Raw genomic sequence first — 20,286 nt, forward strand, 5'->3', positions numbered from 1 at the left:
AAATCAAGCTGATGACTGTTCTTTCTAAAGTTATATTATCTCTTTCCTGTATCTGCGGCGCTGCTGGCGTTGCAGCACAGGACACTGTTCGTTATACAGGTACTACGTTAAGTAATGTAGATTATCACCATGGGCAGTTAAGTCCCGCTATTGGTGTACACAATATTCAGGTAATGCGTGCCAGCCGGGAGCGGCCTGAGCTTGCTGACGGACAGGGCTGGACTTATAATCACGCCCCTATGCTGGCGTACTGGAATAATAAATATTATCTGGAATACCTGAGTGATCCGGTGGGGGAGCATATTCCTCCGGGACAAACCCTGCTGGTAACATCTGCGGATGGCTACAACTGGGATAAACCCGTGATATTGTTTCCACCGTATAAAATACCCGACGGTACTAAAAAGGCAGATTACCCCGGTGTGGCAAAAGACCTGTATGCTACTATGCACCAGCGTATCGGTTTTTATACCGCTTCTAACAAACGCCTGCTGGCACTGGCTTATTATGGTATTACGCTGGACGCCAAAGACGACCCCAATGACGGCAACGGCATAGGCCGTGTAGTACGGGAGATAAAAGCAGATGGCAGTTTCGGCCCTATCTATTTTATCCGTTACAACCACGCGTTTAATGAAAAGAATACTTCTTACCCTTTTTACACCAGCAGCAAAGACAAGGCATTTGTGCAGGCTTGTAACGAGTTACTGACTAAACCGCTGATGATGCAGCAGTGGGTGGAAGAGGGTGACAGGGATGATGCATTGATTCCTTTAAAGAAGCAGTACAAAGCATTCAGCTTTTATCATTTGCCTGATGGCAGGGTAGCGGGGCTGTGGAAATACGCGCTTACCAGCATCAGTAAGAATGATGGTAAAACCTGGGAATATAACCCACTGCGTGCACCTGGTTTTGTAAATGCCAATGCCAAAATATGGGGACAGCGTACGCCGGATGGCAGGTATGCTACGGTATACAATCCCTCTGAGTTCCGCTGGCCGCTGGCAATATCGGTAAGTGATGATGGATTAAACTATAAAAATCTGTTGCTGGTAAACGGCGAGATTACTGCTATGCGTTATGGCGGTAACTATAAATCTTATGGGCCGCAATATGTACGTGGTATACAGGAAGGGGATGGTGTAACACCTGGTAACCGTTTCTGGGTAACCTATAGCATGAATAAGGAAGATATCTGGGTATCGTCTATACCGGCTCCGGTACAGTCTGTGGCTACCAGCTACCCATCAGATGACTTTACAGCTATGAAAGCCGATACCGCTTTAAACGCCTGGAATATCTACAGTCCGCTGTGGGCGCCGGTGCGCATAGAAAAGCAGCAGGGAAAAAATGTACTGGCACTGCGCGACCGTGATCCTTTTGATTTTGGTAAGGCAGAGCGGGTAATACCTGCTTCACGCCAGTTTACAGCTTCCTTTACCATTGTGCCGCAGCAGGATGCTTTTGGTGCTTTGGAAATAGAGTTTGTAGATGCACGGGGTAACGCAGGTATACGTATGACGCTGGATTCAACCGGATCGCTGATTACCAAAGCAGGTTACCGTAATAAGAAGCTGGCGAGCTATAAGGCTGGTGAAAAACTGGATATACAGGTAGAAGTAAATACGGCTACCCGTTTTTATACGGTAAGCGTTAATGGTAAGCCGCAGGGTGGTGCCAATCTGTTTTACGCGCCATTGGAGCATGTGCAGCGTATTACATTCCGCACCGGTAGCATCAGACGTTTTCCGGATGCGGATACACCAACCGATCAGTCGTACGACCTGCCCAACGCAGGTGGTATTGATAAAGAAGCAGCATATTTTATTGAACAATTCAGGGTTAAATAATTCGGAGGCAAGGGCATGAAGCATTGTTTGGTATATATAGGGTTATTGTTAGCCGGTGTGGTTACTGCGCAGGATACACAGGTGCAGTACTTATCCGGCACGGGCAGCGACCATACGGTTGACTGGCAGTTTTACTGTACAGGCGGCAGAAACGCAGGTAAGTGGACTACTATTGCTGTGCCTTCCTGCTGGGAGTTACAGGGCTTTGGTAAGTATGATTACGGCTTTTCCAAAGATACTGCCCGTGGCAAAGAGCAGGGGTTATACAAATACAGCTTTACAGTACCCGCCGGCTGGAAAGAAAAGAAAGTAAATATTGTATTTGAAGGTGCGATGACGGATGCAACGGTGAAGATTAATGGTCGCTCAGCCGGTGCTACGCATGAAGGCGCTTTCTATGCATTTAAGTATGATATCAGCAAGCTGCTGAAATATGGCAAAGAAAACCTGCTGGAAGTAACTGTGGCCAAGCACTCTGCCAATGCCTCGGTAAACGCAGCAGAACGCAAGGCGGACTTCTGGTTATTTGGCGGCATATTCCGCCCTGTATTTCTGGAAGCATTGCCACAGCAGCACATCAGCCAGTACTGGCTGGATGCCAAAGCAGATGGCAGCTTTGCGGCTAAAGTGCAGTTACAGGGCGATGCAGATAAAATAACGACACAGGTATACGATGCAGCCGGAAAGCCTTTTGGCAGCACTTATACCGGAGAGGTGAAAGCGGGTGCTAAAGAAGTATGGGTAAAGCAGCAATACCAGCAGCCCCTGTTGTGGACTGCTGAAACGCCGCATCTGTATTCCGTAGTGTTTTCGCTTTCTAAAAATGGGAAGACTATACACAAGGTGAGCCAACGTTTTGGTTTTAGAACGGTGGAAGTTAAACTGCGGGATGGTATGTATGTGAATGGCGTAAAGGTGAAGATGAAAGGTGTGAACCGCCATTCGTTCTGGCCTTCTACCGGCCGTACTACCAGCAAACAGCTGAGTATAGAAGATGTGTTGCTGATGAAGGATATGAACATGAACGCAGTAAGGATGAGTCATTACCCGCCCGATGGTCATTTTCTGGATGTGTGCGACTCGCTCGGTTTGTTTGTAATGGATGAACTGGCGGGCTGGCATGGCAACTACGATACGCGTACCGGAACCAAACTGGTGCAGGAGATGCTGGAGCATGATGCCCATCACCCGAGTATTATCTTCTGGGCCAATGGAAACGAAGGGGGCCATAACCTGGAACTGGATACGCTGTTTACGCACTGGGATATACAGCAGCGTCCGGTAATACATCCCTGGCAAACCTTCAGTGGTTTTGAAACACAGCACTACCGCGATTTTAACTATGGCATAGGTGAGTTTGAAAACGGCCATAACATGGTAATGCCTACTGAGTTTTTACACGGTATGTACGATGGCGGACATGGTGCAGGTTTGGATGATTACTGGGAGCATATGTGGCACAACCCATTGAGTGCGGGTGGCTTTTTGTGGGACTTTGCTGATGAAGGTGTGGTACGTACAGATAAAAACGGCATTATAGATACTGATGAAAACCACGGCCCGGATGGTATAGTAGGCCCACACCACGAAAAGGAAGGCAGTTATTTTACCATTAAGGAAGTATGGAGCCCGGTACATATGGAACGCCGGGAAATTACCCCTGCCTTTGATGGCCGCTTTATGATAGAAAACCGTTACTTCTATACCAATATTAATCAGTGCCGCTTTGCGTGGAAACTGAAAACACCGGGAATACAGCAGCAGTTAACCGGCACTGCTGTGGCGCCCGATATAGCACCAGGTGCAAAAGGTACGCTGGCTATTCCGTTGCCGCAAAGCTGGCAGCAGTATGATGTGCTGTACCTGACGGCCTATGGCCCGGATAATAAAGAGATTTTTACCTGGAGTTACCCGATAGCGTTGCCTGAGCAGGTAGCTGTTAGAAAAGTAGATACCACAGGAGCAGGCCCGATTACACTGGTGGAGTACGACTCTACGTTTTTGGTTACTGCCAATACGGTGGAGTTTATTTTTAACAAGCGTACCGGCTTAATACAAGCAGTAAGCAATGGCAAAGGCAAACAGCTGTTAAGCAATGGCCCCATAGTGCAGCAGGGCGTAACCAACTTTTCCGGTTTTACCTGGAAGCAGGAAGGCGGCAATGTGGTGATACGTTCGAAGTTTGACAGAAAGAGCAGTTACAATACCCTGGAGTGGACTATTTACCCTTCGGGTTGGATTAAGATGAAATTGCATTACTTCCCCGGCGACTATTTTACTGATTTCATAGGTGTGAATTTTTCTTTCCCCGAGAAAGAGATAAAGGCCGTGGAGTACCTGGGCAAAGGGCCTTACCGTGTTTGGAAGAACCGTTTAAAAGGTGGTGCGCTGGATATATGGCATAAAGACTACAATAACTCAGAAACCGGTGAAGTGCCTTTTGTGTATCCGGAGTTTAAAGGTTACCATGCCAATATGTACTGGACTAAGTTTATTACCACCGGTCAGCCGTTTACCGTAGTATCTGCTACAGAAGATGTGTTTCTGCGGTTGTTTACGCCGCTGGTAAAAGATGATCCTAAAGACACGTGGAAGAACCTGCAGTATGTATTTCCGGGTGGCGATATTTCGTTTATGCAGGGCATCAGCGGGGTAGGTACCAAAACGCAGAAGCGCGAAACGACGGGCCCACAGGGCATGAAGAATATTATGTACGATTACGAGAAAGAGCCTTTACGTGCGCTGGAGATGATATTGTATTTCGATTTCCGTGGCGAATAAAGGTTTGCAACAAGTAATCTGACAATTAAACCAATCCAATGAAATTATATCTGTTCATAGCATTGTTACTCACCGGCCTTTGCGCCACTGCACAGGTGCAGGTGGTGCAGCTGCGTTGTGAAATGCTGGAAAACCCTTTAGGCATAGATGCCACTACGCCACGTTTAAGCTGGCAGCTCACCAGCCGTGAAAGAGACGTAAAGCAGGTGGCTTACGAAATTACCGTAGCCTCTACACCGCAAAAGCTGGCAGCGGGTGTGGGCGATGTATGGCAATCCGGCAAAATAAACAGCGACCAGAGCGTACTGGTGCCTTATGCAGGCAAGGCGCTCAGCAGCCGTACAGCCTGTTACTGGAAAGTAAAAGTATATACCAATAAAGGCACTGCTGTATCCGCGGAGAAAGCGTACTGGACAATGGGACTGCTGAAGCCGGCCGATTGGAAAGGCCGATGGATAGGCTATGATAAAGCTTTTGCGTGGGATAGTGTAACCCAATGGTCGCGTTTAAGCGCCCGTTATGTAGGTACTACCTTCCGCCACACTAAAAAGATAAAAAAAGCTGTAGCCTATGTGGCCGGGCTGGGATTGTACGAGCTGTATATTAACGGAAAGAAAACCGGCAACCAGGTATTATCGCCTGCGCCTACAGACTACCGTAAGAGTGTATTGTATAATACCTACGATGTAACCGACCAACTGCAACAGCAAAAGGAAGAGATTCTGGTTGCGCTGGGTAACGGCCGTTACTTTACCATGCGCCAGAACTACAAAACACAGAAGATAAACACCTTTGGTTATCCGAAGTTGTTGTTTCAGCTGGAGCTGACTTATGCAGATGGCACTACCGAAACCGTGGTGAGTGATGACAAATGGAAGCTGAACGGCGATGGCCCTGTACGCAGCAACAATGAATATGATGGTGAAGAGTATGATGCCCGTAAAGAACTGACCGGCAAACGCTCCCTGGCTACAGCAGATGCAGCAGCAGGTTGGCAGCCGGCGCAATTGGTATCTGCACCGCAGGGTATATTGAAAGCGCAGATGATGGCGCCGATGAAGGTGATGAAAACCATTGCCCCGGTATCTATAAAGCCTTCTGCCAATGGATATATACTGGATATGGGCCAGAATTTTGCAGGCTGGTTACAGATGCGTGTAAAAGGCAAACAGGGTGAAACGGTAGAACTGCATTTTGCAGAAAGTCTGAAAGCAGATGGTACTTTATACACCGCCAACCTGCGCGATGCCAGAGCTACCCATAGCTATACGCTGAAGGGGCAGGGTACAGAAGTATGGCATCCTGCTTTTGTATATCAGGGTTTCCGTTATGCAGAGATTATTGGTTATCCCGGTAAGCCAACGGTACTGGATTTTGAAGGGCAGCTGGTATTTGATGCACTGGAAACTACCGGCACATTGGAAACAGCAGATGCTACGGTGAATACCATTTTCCGTAATGCATGGTGGGGCATTGCCTCTAACTATAAAGGCATGCCGGTGGATTGCCCGCAACGCAACGAGCGCCAGCCCTGGTTGGGCGACCGTGCCACCGGTGCACTGGGTGAGAGTTTTCTGTTTAACAACGCCGCTTTATACAGCAAGTGGTTAGATGATATTGAAGAAGCACAAACCGCAGAGGGAGCTATTCCGGATGTGGCACCTGCTTTCTGGAACTATTACAGCGATAACGTTACCTGGCCAGGTACGTATATACTGGTGGCGCAGATGCTGTACCATCAGTATGGTGATAAACAATCCATTGTGAAGCATTACCCTTCCATGAAAAAATGGATGAGCTATATGCAGAGCCGGTATATGAAAAACTATCTGGTAACGAAAGATAAATATGGCGACTGGTGTGTGCCGCCTGAATCACTGGAGTTGATCCGTTCTCGCGATTCATTGCGTAATACCAACGGTACCCTCATTGCTACCGCGTATTATTATCAGCTGTTGCAATACATGCAGGAGTTTGCCCGCCTGAGTGGTAAAACAGAAGATGTGGCTGCTTACAGTACGCTGGCAGGACAGATTAAACAGGCTTTTAATGATCGGTTTTATAACAAACAAAAGAAGTGCTACGATAACAATACCGTTACTGCCAACCTGCTGCCGCTGTACTTTGGTATGGTACCGGCTGACCAGCAGGAAGTGGTGTTCAACAGCATTTACGCAAAAATCAGAATTGAGAACCACATGCACGTAAGCACAGGCGTGATAGGTATACAATGGCTGATGCGCGGGCTTACGCGCTTTGACCGTGCAGATATTGCGTATACGCTGGCATCCAACACCAGCTACCCCAGCTGGGGGTATATGGCTGCCAACGGTGCAACCACTATATGGGAGCTGTGGAATGGCAATACTGCCAACCCGCAGATGAATTCGCAAAACCATGTGATGCTGCTGGGTGATCTGTTGACCTGGTTGTATGAAAGTGTGGCTGGTATACGTTCAGACGATACTGATATTGCTTTTCATAAAATAGTAATGAAGCCGGAGAATATTACCGGACTGCCTTTTGCCCGTGGTACCTATCAATCGCCCTATGGTTTAATTGAAAGCGACTGGAAAAGAGAGAATGGAAAATTCAGCTGGCAGATTACGATACCCGCCAATACTTCTGCGGAAATTTATATACCTGCTTTAGAAGAGCAATATGTAACCGAGGGTGGCAAGCCTGCTGCTAAAGTGGCTGGTATACAGTTTTTGCGCAAAGAAGGGCGTACACTGGTGCATCGTGTTGCTTCCGGTAAATATTCCTTTACAGCGGTAGAGCCGTTTAAGAAGGGTATAGTGGTGGATGAATTCATCTTTAACAGAGCACCTTTTCCGGAAAGCCATGCTTCTACCATTGCTGAAACACCGGCAGGTTTAATTGTTTCCTGGTTTGGTGGCACCAAAGAGGCCAATAAAGATGTGGAGATTTATGTAAGCCGTTTAGATAAAGGGAAAACCATGTGGACTACACCAGTGTCTGTTGCCAATGGTGTGCAGAATGATAGTGTGCGTGTATCCTCTTACAATCCGGTATTGTATCAGGTGCCTGGTGGTGATCTGTTGTTGTTTTATAAACTGGGCGCAAAGGTTTCCAGCTGGAAAGGCTGGATGATGCGTTCTAAAGACCATGGTATTACCTGGGGCAAACCGGAGGCATTGCCGGAAGGTATACTCGGCCCCATTAAGAACAAGCCGGTACAGGTGGGGGATGTGTTGATTTGCCCCTCCAGCACAGAAGGTAATGGCTGGAAAGTACATTTTGAAATGACGAAAGACGAGGGCCGCACCTGGACTAAAACAGAACCGATTAACGACGGTAAAACCATACAGGCAATACAGCCCAGTATTTTAGAATATGCAGATGGCCGTTTACAGATACTGTGCAGAACACAAAGCCGCAATGTAGGCGAGGCATGGAGCAGCGATGGTGGTAAAACCTGGAGTGCCATGACTTTAAGCGGACTGCCCAACAACAACTCCGGCACCGATGCAGTAAGCCTGAAAGATGGCAGACAGCTGATTGTTTACAATCACGTAAAACCTGCTCCTGAATTGCCGAGAGGTAAGGGAGGCCGTACGCCGCTGAATGTGGCGTTGAGCAAAGACGGTAAAACCTGGTACGCATCGCTGCTGCTGGAAGATTCTCCGGTAAGCCAGTATTCTTACCCTTCTGTAATACAGGGGGCAGATGGTATGATACACATTGTATACACCTGGCGCAGGGAGAGAGTGAAGTATGTGAAGGTAGACCCTGCACAGCTGGAGATGAAAGAGATTGTAAATGAACAATGGCCGGGTAGCACCGCTGCTGCGGCAAAAGGAGCCTCTAATGAAGAACCTTAAGTACATAGTAGGGCTGGCTTGCCTTGTGCTGTTGGTAAACCAACCGGCAGGGGCGCAGCAAAACGCTGACGACCAGTATCGCAGACCGTTGAAAGAGGTGCTGACGAATATTGAATCGGTATACGGTGTACGTATTAAGTACCAGGATACCATGGTGGCTGGTAAGTGGGTGCAGTATGCAGACTGGCGTTACCGGGGCGATGTGGAAGCTACGCTGGATAATGTGCTGAAACCGCTGGACCTGAAAGTAAAAAAAGAGAAGGATAAGGTTTATAAGCTGAGTGTGTACGAATACTACCGCTGGCCGGTAGCAGAGGGCTGGGCAGAGCTGGACAGGCTTGCTGCCCGGTATACCAATGTTACAGAATGGGAACAGCGGAAGGCGTTACTGAAGCCTTGCCTGCTGGAAGCTTTACAGTTATCACCTTTGCCGGCAGCACCTGCTTCGCAACCTATTATTACCGCAGAAAGAAAGTTTGATGGATATACCGTGCGCAATATTGCTATTGAAATATTGCCGGGTGTATACGTAAACGGATCGCTGTATAAGCCTGCAAAGTATAAGGGAAAGATTCCTGTACTACTGAACCCTGATGGGCATTGGACTAAGCAACGTTACCGGCCGGATTGCCAGTACCGTTGTGCGGCGCTGGCGCGTATGGGGGCGATGGCTTTTAGTTATGATCTGTTTGCCTGGGGTGAATCGTTATTGCAGTTTCAGAGTGAAGATCATAGAAAAAGCTTGTCTATGTCTGTGCAGGCGCTGGGTTCTATACGCATACTCGATTACCTGCTTTCTTTAAAAGATGCAGATATGGCACGCGTGGGTATTACCGGTGGTTCGGGTGCGGGTAGCCATACCGTACTGGTTACTGCTATTGATGATCGTATTAAGGTGAGCGCACCGGTGGTGGCCATCAGCTCGTATTTCTACGGTGGTTGCCCCTGTGAAAGCGGTATGCCCATTCATAACTGCGGCAACCGTACCAATAACGTGGAAATTGCTGCTATGGCAGCGCCACGTCCGCAACTGCTGGTAAGTGATGGTGGCGACTGGACGGATAAAACGCCGGAGCACGATTTTCCTTACCTGCAAAAGATGTATGGGTATTATAATCAGATTGATAATGTAGAAAATGTACACCTGCCTGCTGAAGGCCATGACTTTGGTATTAACAAGCGTACAGCGGTATACCGTTTTATGGCCAGGCAGTTGGGATTGAACCTGGCGGCGGTGCAGGATGCAGCGGGTAATATTGACGAAACGAAAATTACCATTGAAAAAGAACAGGCGATGTATGTGTTTGGTGATAATGGCGAAAAGCTGCCTGCCAATGCCATACATGGTTTTGATAAGCTGGAACAACTCTGGAAGAAGAGTACCGGCCATTAATGATTTATAAACGATGTTATGCTATACAGAAAAGGAATTGCATGTTTACTGAGCGTACTGCTGCTGGCTACTGCCGCAGGTGCACAACGGTATAAAATAGGGCTGATAGATTTGATGCTGCTGAAACGCCAGAAGCCTTCTGCCATTTCATTAACGCGGCAGTTAGGGGCGGATGGACTGGAGCTGGACATGGGGGGGCTGGGCAACCGGCCTACGTTTGATAACAAGCTGCTGGTAGATTCTCTGCGGCAGCAGTTTACGGATAAGGTACGCGATGAAAAGGTGGAAATCTGTTCCATTGCTATGACCGGTTATTATGCGCAATCTTTCTGCAACCGTACGGAATATGTACAATCTATAGCTGACTGTATTAGAACCATGCAGCTGATGCATGTGAAAGTATCGTTTCTGCCACTGGGCGTACAATGCGATCTGCGGAAGAACCCGGAAGTGCGCGACTCGGTAGTGGCACGTTTACAGGTGGCCGGTAAAATGGCAGAAGCGGCTGGTGTGGTAATAGGTATTGAAACAGCTTTAAGCGCTGCGGAAGAAGTGATGCTGCTGAAAGCCATTGGCTCACCTGCTATTAAAATATACTTCAACTTTTCCAGCCCGTTAAAAGAGGGGCGTGACTTATACAAGGAGCTGAAGACATTGGGTAAAGACCGTATTGCCATGATACATTGTACCAATAAAGACAGTGTGTGGCTGGAGAACGATCCGCAGATTGATATGCCGAAGGTGAAGAAGGTGCTGGATAAAATGAAGTGGCAGGGATGGCTGGTAATTGAACGTTCGCGCGATGCCAGGAAGCCTACGGATGTGAAAGGAAACTACGGTGCGAATACAGCGTACCTGAAAAAGATATTTCAAAACGGAAAGAAATAACAGCACTATGAAAAAATGCGGTCTTTCGTTGCTGGCTATCGTTTGTTTGTGTGCATCTGTTATAACAGCAGGTGCTGCGGACATTTATGTATCGGTAAACGGCAATGATGCCCACCCCGGTACCCGGCAGCAACCCAGGGCCACCCTGCAGGCTGCGTTAAGGCAGGCAAGGGAGATGAGGCGCCTGCATGATCCTGCTGTTAAAGGCGGTATTCATATCTGGATGATGGGTGGTACTTACAACTTATACGAGCCGGTATTTATACGGCCCGAAGATGCTGGTACTGCTGATAGTCCCACCACCATTGAAGCCATACCCGGCGAGCAGCCGGTGCTGAGTGGCGGTGTACGTATTACCGGCTGGAAGAAAGTGGCTACTGTACCGGGTTTACCGGCAGCCGCCAAAGGTAAAATATGGGTAGCCGATGTGCCTGCGGTGGGTGGTAATCCTTTTCTGTTTCGCCAGTTGTGGGTGAACGGACGCAAGGCGGTGCGGGCAAGGTATAGCAATGAGGACAGCCTTTGCCGCATTTTATCGTGGAACAAACAAACGGAACAGTGCTGGATACCTACACCACCTGTACCCGCTCTGGAAAAAGTGCAGGGGCTGGAAATGCTGATACATCAGTGGTGGGCGGTAGCGATGCTGCGCGTGAAGCAACTGGAAGTACATGGCGATAGCACCCTGCTTTCATTTGAACAACCGGAAAGTAAAATACAATCTGAACATCCCTGGCCTGCGCCCTGGCAATCGGCTTCTACGGGTAACTCTGCTTTTTATCTTACTAATGCCATTCAGTTGCTGGACAAACCGGGGGAGTGGTATCTGGATACAAAAACGCAGCAGTTATACTACTGGCCCACAGAGGCAGAGCGTCTATCTGATGCAGAGGTGATAGCCCCCTGGCAGGAAACGCTGGTTAAAGTGGCGGGTACTATTGATAACCCTGTGCAGTATGTACAGTTTAAAGGAATCAACTTTGCCTATACCGGATGGTTGCGGCCATCGCAAAAAGGGCATGTGCCTTTACAGGCCGGTTTGTATATGCTGGATGCCTATAAACTGAAGATACCCGGCACGCCCGATAAAAAAGGATTAGAGAATCAGGCATGGGTGGGAAGACCTACTGCTGCGGTGGAACTGAGTTATACACAGCATACCGGTTTTGAAGGTTGCCGTTTTGAGCACCTGGCCTCTACCGGGCTGGATTATCACCGTGGTGCGCTGAATGATAATATTACCGGCAACCTGTTTAAGGATATTGGTGGTACGGGTATACAGGTTGGTGTATATTCTGATGAAGCCTTTGAAGCGCATTTGCCATATAACCCCACTGATACCAGAGAGGTTTGTACCAATACGCATATAGCCAATAACCTGGTTACGGATGTTACCAATGAAGATTGGGGTACGGTGGGCATCAGCGCCGGATTTGTAAAAGGCATTAATATTGAGCATAACGATGTAAGTGAAGTGTCTTACTCCGGCATATGCGTTGGATGGGGCTGGACTAAAACCATTAACGTAATGCGTAACAACCGGGTGTTTGGTAACAGGATCCATCACTATGGAAAACGTATGTACGATGTGGCGGCAGTGTATACTTTGTCTGCACAACCCGGCTCTGTAATCAGCGAAAACTATATTGACAGTATTTACAAAGCACCGTATGCACATATTCCCGTGCATTGGTTTTATCTGTATACCGATGAGGGCACTGCTTACTATACGGTAAATAACAACTGGTGCCCGGCGCAGAAGTTTTTGCAAAACGCTAACGGGCCTAATAACAGCTGGGTAAACAACGGCCCGCAGGTAAACGACAGTATACGCAGAAAGGCAGGCATACAGGCCCCCTGGCAGCAACTGTTACAGGAGAGAGCACCAGTGGATACCAGAGTGCTGATTAACAACGGCCGGCCAGAGTTGCAGCAGAGAGCTATATCTGCAAAGCCTGCTATTATAGAAGTGATTGTACCTAAGGCGGATAAGCGTTATGCAGATAAGATACACGAGTTGCTGAACCGGCAGGTAGTGGGGTATGACGGGTTACAGCAGTGGAAGAACCATTACGTGATATACGCGGTAATGGATTATCCGGAAAAAACAGCAGAGCGCCTTCAGCATTTACTGATGAACGAAACAGGTAAGGAAGTGCAGGTGAAAGTATACAAAAATCCTTTTTACGTATTTGACCGGGGTAAATGTGATAGTACGCATGTTGCGGAGGAATGGGAGCATACCCTGCTTACCGCAAACCTGGCATCTGATACCGCATTACAACGCGAATACCTGCAGTACCATGCCACGCAGTTTGCCCAATGGCCGGAAGTAAGCAACGGTTTTTGTAAGGCTGATTTTCAGCAGTTGCTGTTGTTTAGAAACGGCAGGCAGCTGATGCTGGTAATTAGCATACCGAAAGGGAAAAAGCTGGATGAGCTGAACCCGAAAACAACAGAAAACAACCCGCGCGTGGATGAATGGAATCGTTTGATGAAAGAGTATCAGGAAGGTATTCCGGGTACTGCGGCAGGGGAAGTATGGGTGGAGTTGAAGTAGAAATTCAAAAGTTAAAATTCAAAAAGGTAAAATATTTTTTATGTTGACGATTGGAATACTGGGATTGGGTGAGGGCAGAAGTACCATGTCTGCTGCACTGAACAGCAGCAGATACCGTTTAAAAACCGTTTGCGACCGTAATGAGGAACTGTGCAGACAGCGCGCAAAGGAGTTTGATTTTCATCAGTATACTACCAATTATCAGGATATGCTGGATGATAAGGAAATTGATGTAATAGCCATTTACACTCCCGATCATTTGCATGCAGAACACGTAGCCCACGCGTTGCGCCACGGCAAGCACGTGGTATGTACCAAGCCGTTTATTGATGATTTGTCTAAAGCGAAAGAATTGCTGGATCTGGTAGAACAGACCGGTAAGAAAGTATTTGTGGGGCAGAGTTCCCGCTTTTTTGAACCAATGAAGCGCCAGCGTGCAGATTATGAAGCGGGGCTGATAGGGGAGCTGATTACGATAGAAGCCTATTACCATGCAGACCACCGCTGGTTTCTGGAAAAGCCATGGTCGTTACAGAACAGCTTTAAATGGTTGTATGGTGGTTTGAGCCATCCGGTAGATTTTATCCGCTGGTACCTGCCCAATATTGAAGAAGTAATGGGTTATGGCATGCTCAGCAGCAATGGGCAGAAGGGCGGTTTAAAGAACTCGGATACCATGCACTTTATTTTCAAAAGTACCGATGGGCGTGTTGCCCGTGTAAGTGGTGCCTATACAGGCCCTGTGCAGCCGGTTACGCGAGACAGTGAAATGAGCTGTATACTGCGTGGAACAGAAGGTTGCAGTCAGGGTGATTATATGGATTTGCGTTATGCCATTACCACCAATACCGGTGAAGAAAAAATTATTACCTGGGAACATAAGCTGAAACACTATTTCCGCTTTGAGGGCAAGAGCCATCACGCGGGAGAATATCAGAATTATCTGGAGTATTTCGCAGATGCTATTGAGAACAATACGGTAGCCTACCCGGATGTGCAGGAAGGAGTTGGTACCATTGCGCTGTTACAGGCCATGGATCAATCGCTTCAGACCGGTGTGCCTGTAAAAGTGGCCGATCTGCTGAAAGCACACGGGCTGGCTTCGCTGTAATATCTGTTCACTGTTTATTGCCATAGGAAAGAATGAAACACAATATCATAGAAAAACTTACCACGCTGGATTACGCGATAGTAATTGCTTACCTGCTGATTCTGCTGGTAATTGGTTACCGCGCCAGCCGTGCATCCGGTAAAAAGGATGAAACCCTTTTTCTGGCCAACAAATCGTTAGGCTGGGCCAGTATTGGCTTTAATATGTGGGGTACCAATGTAGGGCCATCCATGTTGCTGGCTTTTGCCAGTATTGGTTACAGTACGGGTATTGTGGCGGTAAACTTTGACTGGTATGCATTTGTGTTTCTGTTTCTGCTGGCGGTAGTGTTTGCCCCACGTTACCTGGCAGCCGGTGTTACCACCATGCCGGAATATATGGGCCAGCGCTATGGCAATTCCACCCAGAATATACTGGCCTGGTATGCGCTGATTAAAATGCTGATATCGTGGTTGTCGCTAGGCTTGTTTGCAGGCGGCTTTCTGGTAAGGCAGATATTAGGTATACCCATGTGGCAATCGGTAACCGTGCTGGTGTTATTTGCAGGCTTGTTTGCGTTTGCAGGCGGACTGCGGGCCATAGCAAGGGTGAATGTGTTTCAGATGTTGTTATTAATTGCGGTATCGCTTACGCTGATGATTATAGGGCTGGACAAGGCCGGAGGCATCAGCGCACTGTATCATAAGGTACCGGCGGATTACTGGAAACTGGTGCATCCTGCCAGTGACCCCAAATATCCCTGGTACGCCATCTTATTAGGTTACCCCGTAGCGGCGGTGGCTTTTTTCTGTACCGATCAGGCCATGGTGCAAAGTGTGCTGGGGGCAAAGAACCTGGAGCAGGGACAGCTGGGAGTAAGCTTTATAGGCTGGCTGAAAATACTGTCTCTGCCTTTGTTTATTCTGCCGGGTATACTGTGCTATGTGCTGTATCCAGGTTTGAAAGACCCGAATGAGGCGTATATGACTATGGTAACCAATCTGTTTCCTCCGGGTATGAACGGGTTGGTAATTGTTGTACTGATTGCGGTGCTGGTAGGTACCATTGGTTCCTCCCTCAACTCGCTGAGTACGGTTTTTACCATGGATGTGTATGTGAAGAAATATCGCCCGCAAGCTACCAATCAGGAAATAGTGAAAGTGGGCCGTTATACCATTATTGCAGGCTGTGTGTTTGCGGTAGCGGTGGCACTGGCTATTGATAGTATTAAAGGGTTGAATTTGTTTGATGTGTTTCAGTCGGTACTCGGCTTTATAGCGCCGCCTTTATCTGTAGTGTTTCTGTTATCGGTATTCTGGAAGCGCACTACGCGTAAAGCGGTAAATCTGGTTTTATCTGCAGGTTCTGCTTTTAGTCTGTTAACCGGCGTGGTGTACCTGTGGGTATTGCCAGCATCGGAATACAGCTTCTGGCCGCATTATCTGCTGTTGTCGTTTATACTGTTTGCCATACTGCTGGTAGCAGCAGTATTTGTTTCGCTGCTGGATAAAGAGAAGGCAGTGGCGTTGAATACTATACAAACTATTGAGCCGCCTACCAACCGGGTTAAGCTGGTATGGACCTTATTAATCATAACCATGATAGCACTCTATTTGTTCTTTAATTAAAACAACCAACGTGAAAAAATATACATCAGGCATACGACGTTTTCTGCTGGGCGCACTGCTGGTGCAGTCGGTAGCAAGCTTTGCGCAACAGGCCACCTGGATATACTATCCGGGCGACTTTGAAATATGGCTGAGCAATAAAATGCAGAACAGACGTACAGAGCGCGGCTCTTTCTTTCCGCCGTTCTGGAAGCTGGATAACCATTATGTACTCATCAACTTTCATAAAGTGCTGGATTTATCTGCTGCAGAGGAAGTGGATGTGTATGTAGAGGGGGAATACAATATAAAACTGGATACCAGACTGCTGCCGGGCAAGCCAGCACGTATTACGCTGCCTGCCGGAAAGCATGTACTGGATATGAAAGTGTTTTGTCAGGACCGTGTACCTGCCATATACCTGAAAGGAAAAACGTTTGTAACAGATGGCAGCTGGCAGGTAACGTTTGAAGATAAGGAGTGGATTGATGCTACCGGAAAAGTATCTGACCAATCCGGCACTATCTGGCAGCCTGCTGCTACCGGTGGGTTTAACAATCCGCTACAACCTCCGTCTGCTTACCGCCTGCCTGTTACGCCCGCTTTTGCGGTAAAGAAAGAGCAGGTGCCGCAGGGGCAGCTACTGGATTTTGGTAAAGAAACCTTTGGCTATATACGCATTCACGGGTTGAAGGGCAAAGGCAATCTTTCGTTGTATTACGGCGAATCGCGCGAGGAAGCGCTGGCTACCGAAACCTGCGAAACGCTGGACAGACTGGAGTTGAACCAGCCACAGGCTAAAGATTCTGTATTGCCGCTTACCAAAGCTTTCCGCTTTGTGCAGTTACAACCGGCAGCGGGTGTTAGCTACGATTCTGTTTCTATGCTGTACGAGTATGCAGATGTGAAAGACAAAGGTGGCTTCCGTTGTTCGGATGAAGAGATTAACCGGATTTACGATGTATCTAAATACACCCTGCGCCTGGCTACACGCGAGTTTTTTATTGATGGTATTAAACGCGACCGATGGGTATGGAGTGGGGATGCTTATCAGAGCTATCTGATGAACTACTACCTGTATTTTGATTCCGCAACCGTAACCCGTACTTTACTGGCGCAGCGTGGTAAAGACCCGGTAACCAGCCATATTAATACCATTATGGATTATACCTTTTACTGGTTCCTGGGTATTTATGATTATTACCGCTACACCGGCGATAGCAGCTTTATTAAACTATGTTACCCACGTATGCAGTCGCTGATGGAATACTGCCTGGGCCGGAGAAACAAAGAAGGGCTGATGGAAGGTTTATCCGGAGACTGGGTGTTTATTGACTGGGCCGATGGACTGAGTAAAAAGGGCGAGGTAAGCTTTGAGCAACTGCTCTTTTGCCGTAGCCTGGAAACCATGGCCCTGTGTGCTGGTATTGTAAACGATAATAAACAACAGCAGACGTATAATCAACTGGCTACTGACCTGAAAGGAAAGCTGTTTAACTGGTACTGGAATAACAGCAAACAGGCGCTGGTACACAGCCGCATTAACGGGCAGCCTACGGACCATGTAACGCGCTACGCCAATATGTTTGCTATCTTTTTCAACTATCTGAATGAGCAGCAGCAACAAGGTGTAAAAAAGCAAGTATTGCTGAACAATCAGGTACCTGCTATTACCACGCCGTATATGCGTTTTTATGAACTGGAAGCCTTGTGTGCTTTAGGCGAGCAGGCGTATGTGTTGAAAGAGATGAAAGATTACTGGGGTGGCATGCTTAACCTGGGCGCTACATCGTTTTGGGAAGAGTATAACCCGGCTAAGAAAGGAGCGGAGCATTACGCCATGTATGGCAGGCCGTTTGGTAAAAGCCTGTGCCATGCCTGGGGTGCAAGCCCTTTGTATTTGCTGGGTAAGTATTATCTGGGTGTAACACCAGTGGCAGCAGGTTATGGTACATATACAGTAACACCTGCGCTGGGCGGTTTGAAGTGGATGGAAGGAGAAGTGCCTACACCGGGTGGTAATATACAGGTGTATTGCAGTACTACGGAGATAAAGCTGCAATCACCCATTGGTACGGGTACGCTTCGGTTTAAAAGCAAAAGCAAACCGGCCAGCAGCGAAGGTACTATAGTAGCCAAAGGCAACCAGGAATATGAACTGGTGCTGGAAAAAGGAAAAGCGTACCGTGTAAAATATACTGCACTGTAACGCATTGTGAAGCTGGTAAAGAACAGGACTATGAAAAAGTGGATAATAGTAACCGGGATGGTAGCGGGAGCGCTGGGCAGCAGTTTTGCCCAGCAGCGCGGATTGGTAAATACAAGTACCAGCCCGTACGCAGGCCGCACCACCGTTGATATGGGCAGTGTGCAGTGGACCTCTGGCTTTTGGGCGGAGCGGTTTGCGGTGTGCCGGGATTCTATGGTGCCGCATTTATGGGCTACCTATAATGATGCAGACCTGTGCCATTCATTTAAGAATTTTGAAATAGCAGCAGGGATGGATACCGGTTCTTTTAAAGGCCCCTCTTTTCATGATGGGGACTTTTATAAAACACTGGAATCCGTAGCGGCCATGTATGCAGCAACAAAAGATAAAAAGCTGGATGCCATGATGGACCGCACCATTGCAGTAATAGCCAAAGCGCAGCGGCCGGATGGATACGTGTACACCAAATCAATCATTGAACAGAAGCAGACCGGCAAGCGGAATATGTTTGATGATAAGCTGAGCTTTGAGGCGTACAATTTTGGCCACCTGATGACGGCGGCTTGCGTACATTACCGCTCAACCGGCAAAACCTCGCTGCTGAATGTAGCTAAAAAAGCCACTGACTTTCTGGAAGGCTTTTATAACAAGGCTACTCCGGAGCAGGCGCGAAATGCTATTTGCCCCTCGCACTATATGGGTATTATTGAAATGTACCGCACCACGGGGGAGAAGCGTTATCTGGCACTGGCTAAAAAGCTGATTGATATACGTGGCCAAACAGAAGGTACAGATGATAATTCAGACCGCGCCCCTTTCCGGGATATGCAGCGCATAGCTGGTCATGCGGTACGTGCCAACTACCTGCTGGCAGGTGTGGCAGATGTATATGCAGAAACAGGCGATACCGCATTACTGCATACACTGAACCATTTATGGGAGGATGTGATTACCCGTAAAATGTATATTACCGGTGGCTGTGGTGCTTTGTATGATGGTGTATCGGTAGATGGTACTTCTTATAATCCGGATACGGTGCAGCGCGTGCATCAGTCTTACGGTCGCGATTATCAGCTGCCTAACCTGACGGCTTATAACGAAACCTGCGCCAATATTGGCAATGTACTCTGGAATCGCCGTATGCTGCAACTGACCGGCGATGTGAAATATGCTGATGTGGTGGAGCTGACTTTGTACAACAGCGTGTTGAGTGGTGTAAGCCTGAATGGGAATGATTTCTTTTATACCAATCCGCTGGCTGCTTCGGCTGATTTTCCTTACCATATGCGTTGGGAAGGCGGCAGAAAGCCCTATATAGCTTTATCTAACTGCTGCCCGCCCAATACGGTGCGTACCATTGCAGAAGTAAGTAGCTATATGTACAGCCTGAATAAGGATGGTTTGTATATAGATATGTACGGTGGTAACAAATTGTCTACGGTGCTGCCAGACGGATCGCCATTACAACTGGAGCAAACTACTGATTACCCCTGGAATGGCGCGGTAACGCTTACCATACAAAAAGCACCGGAAAAACAAACCGGTATTTACCTGCGTATACCGGGCTGGTGCCGTAATGCTACCGTTACTGTTAACGGCAAAGCTGTAGCGGTACAAAGTGGTAGCTATGCAGCGCTGAACCGCAAATGGAAAGCAGGGGATAAGGTGGAGCTGGTAATGGATATGCCTGCTACCCTGGTAGAAGCCAACCCGCTGGTAGAAGAAGCGCGTAACCAGGTTACGGTAAAACGCGGGCCTGTGGTATACTGTCTGGAAAGTGCAGACCTGGCGGGGCAGAAAGTAACTGACATTGCTATACCTGCCAGTATACAGTTACAACCGGTAGCCGCTACTATTGACAATGCCCGTTTGATGGCTTTACAGGGTGAAGCGCGTATATTGCCGGTGGCTGACTGGAATAAAAGCCTGTACCGGGAAGTAAACCCGCGTACACAGCCGGTTACTATAAAGCTGATTCCTTACTACGCCTGGGCCAACCGCGGTACAACAGATATGGCGGTATGGTTACCGCTGATACGGTAAGTGTATGTTAAAGAAGAACA

Annotated in this window: 10 protein-coding genes; all 10 read left to right on the forward strand. The window is 48.0% G+C overall.

The features are described from left to right. The first annotated feature begins 11 nt into the window (after nt 1-11). Genes IEY13_RS04300 through IEY13_RS04345 form a run of 10 tightly spaced genes read left to right on the forward strand, consistent with a single transcriptional unit; the run spans nt 12 to nt 20,266 of the window. The gene (locus IEY13_RS04300) at nt 12-1,850 is read left to right on the forward strand and encodes a sialidase family protein (protein ID WP_188950712.1); all 1,839 of its coding nucleotides are present in this window, start codon (nt 12-14) and stop codon (nt 1,848-1,850) included. A 15-nt stretch (nt 1,851-1,865) separates the two neighbouring features. Then, the gene (locus tag IEY13_RS04305; RefSeq protein WP_188950713.1) at nt 1,866-4,631 is read left to right on the forward strand and encodes a glycoside hydrolase family 2 TIM barrel-domain containing protein; all 2,766 of its coding nucleotides are present in this window, start codon (nt 1,866-1,868) and stop codon (nt 4,629-4,631) included. A gap of 38 nt (nt 4,632-4,669) precedes the next feature. Further along, nucleotides 4,670-8,476: a family 78 glycoside hydrolase catalytic domain gene (locus tag IEY13_RS04310; RefSeq protein WP_188950714.1), complete on the forward strand. Its 3,807-nt coding sequence runs from the start codon at nt 4,670-4,672 to the stop codon at nt 8,474-8,476. Then, complete coding sequence (locus IEY13_RS04315; RefSeq protein WP_188950715.1) at nt 8,463-9,869, forward strand: DUF4974 domain-containing protein; 1,407 nt, start codon at nt 8,463-8,465, stop codon at nt 9,867-9,869. Before IEY13_RS04310 ends, IEY13_RS04315 begins: the two co-directional genes overlap by 14 nt. Before the next feature lie 18 nt (nt 9,870-9,887). Continuing rightward, a complete protein-coding gene (locus IEY13_RS04320) occupies nt 9,888-10,757 on the forward strand; it encodes a sugar phosphate isomerase/epimerase family protein (protein WP_188950716.1) in 870 nt (289 codons plus the stop codon). Nucleotides 10,758-10,764: 7 nt separating this feature from the next. Then, nucleotides 10,765-13,317, forward strand: a complete 2,553-nt coding sequence (locus IEY13_RS04325; protein ID WP_188950717.1) for an L-rhamnose mutarotase — start codon at nt 10,765-10,767, stop codon at nt 13,315-13,317. A gap of 40 nt (nt 13,318-13,357) precedes the next feature. Continuing rightward, nucleotides 13,358-14,428: a Gfo/Idh/MocA family protein gene (locus IEY13_RS04330; RefSeq protein ID WP_188950718.1), complete on the forward strand. Its 1,071-nt coding sequence runs from the start codon at nt 13,358-13,360 to the stop codon at nt 14,426-14,428. Between the two features lie 32 nt (nt 14,429-14,460). Then, the gene (locus IEY13_RS04335) at nt 14,461-16,035 is read left to right on the forward strand and encodes a sodium:solute symporter family transporter (protein WP_188950719.1); all 1,575 of its coding nucleotides are present in this window, start codon (nt 14,461-14,463) and stop codon (nt 16,033-16,035) included. A gap of 10 nt (nt 16,036-16,045) precedes the next feature. Continuing rightward, nucleotides 16,046-18,223, forward strand: coding sequence for an alpha-L-rhamnosidase-related protein (locus tag IEY13_RS04340; protein ID WP_229687723.1), 2,178 nt, complete (start codon nt 16,046-16,048; stop codon nt 18,221-18,223). A gap of 30 nt (nt 18,224-18,253) precedes the next feature. Continuing rightward, the gene (locus IEY13_RS04345) at nt 18,254-20,266 is read left to right on the forward strand and encodes an aceric acid hydrolase (RefSeq protein ID WP_188950720.1); all 2,013 of its coding nucleotides are present in this window, start codon (nt 18,254-18,256) and stop codon (nt 20,264-20,266) included. Nucleotides 20,267-20,286 lie beyond the last annotated feature (20 nt).

The sequence above is a fragment of the Filimonas zeae genome (assembly GCF_014641615.1).
GTDB lineage: Bacteria > Bacteroidota > Bacteroidia > Chitinophagales > Chitinophagaceae > Filimonas > Filimonas zeae.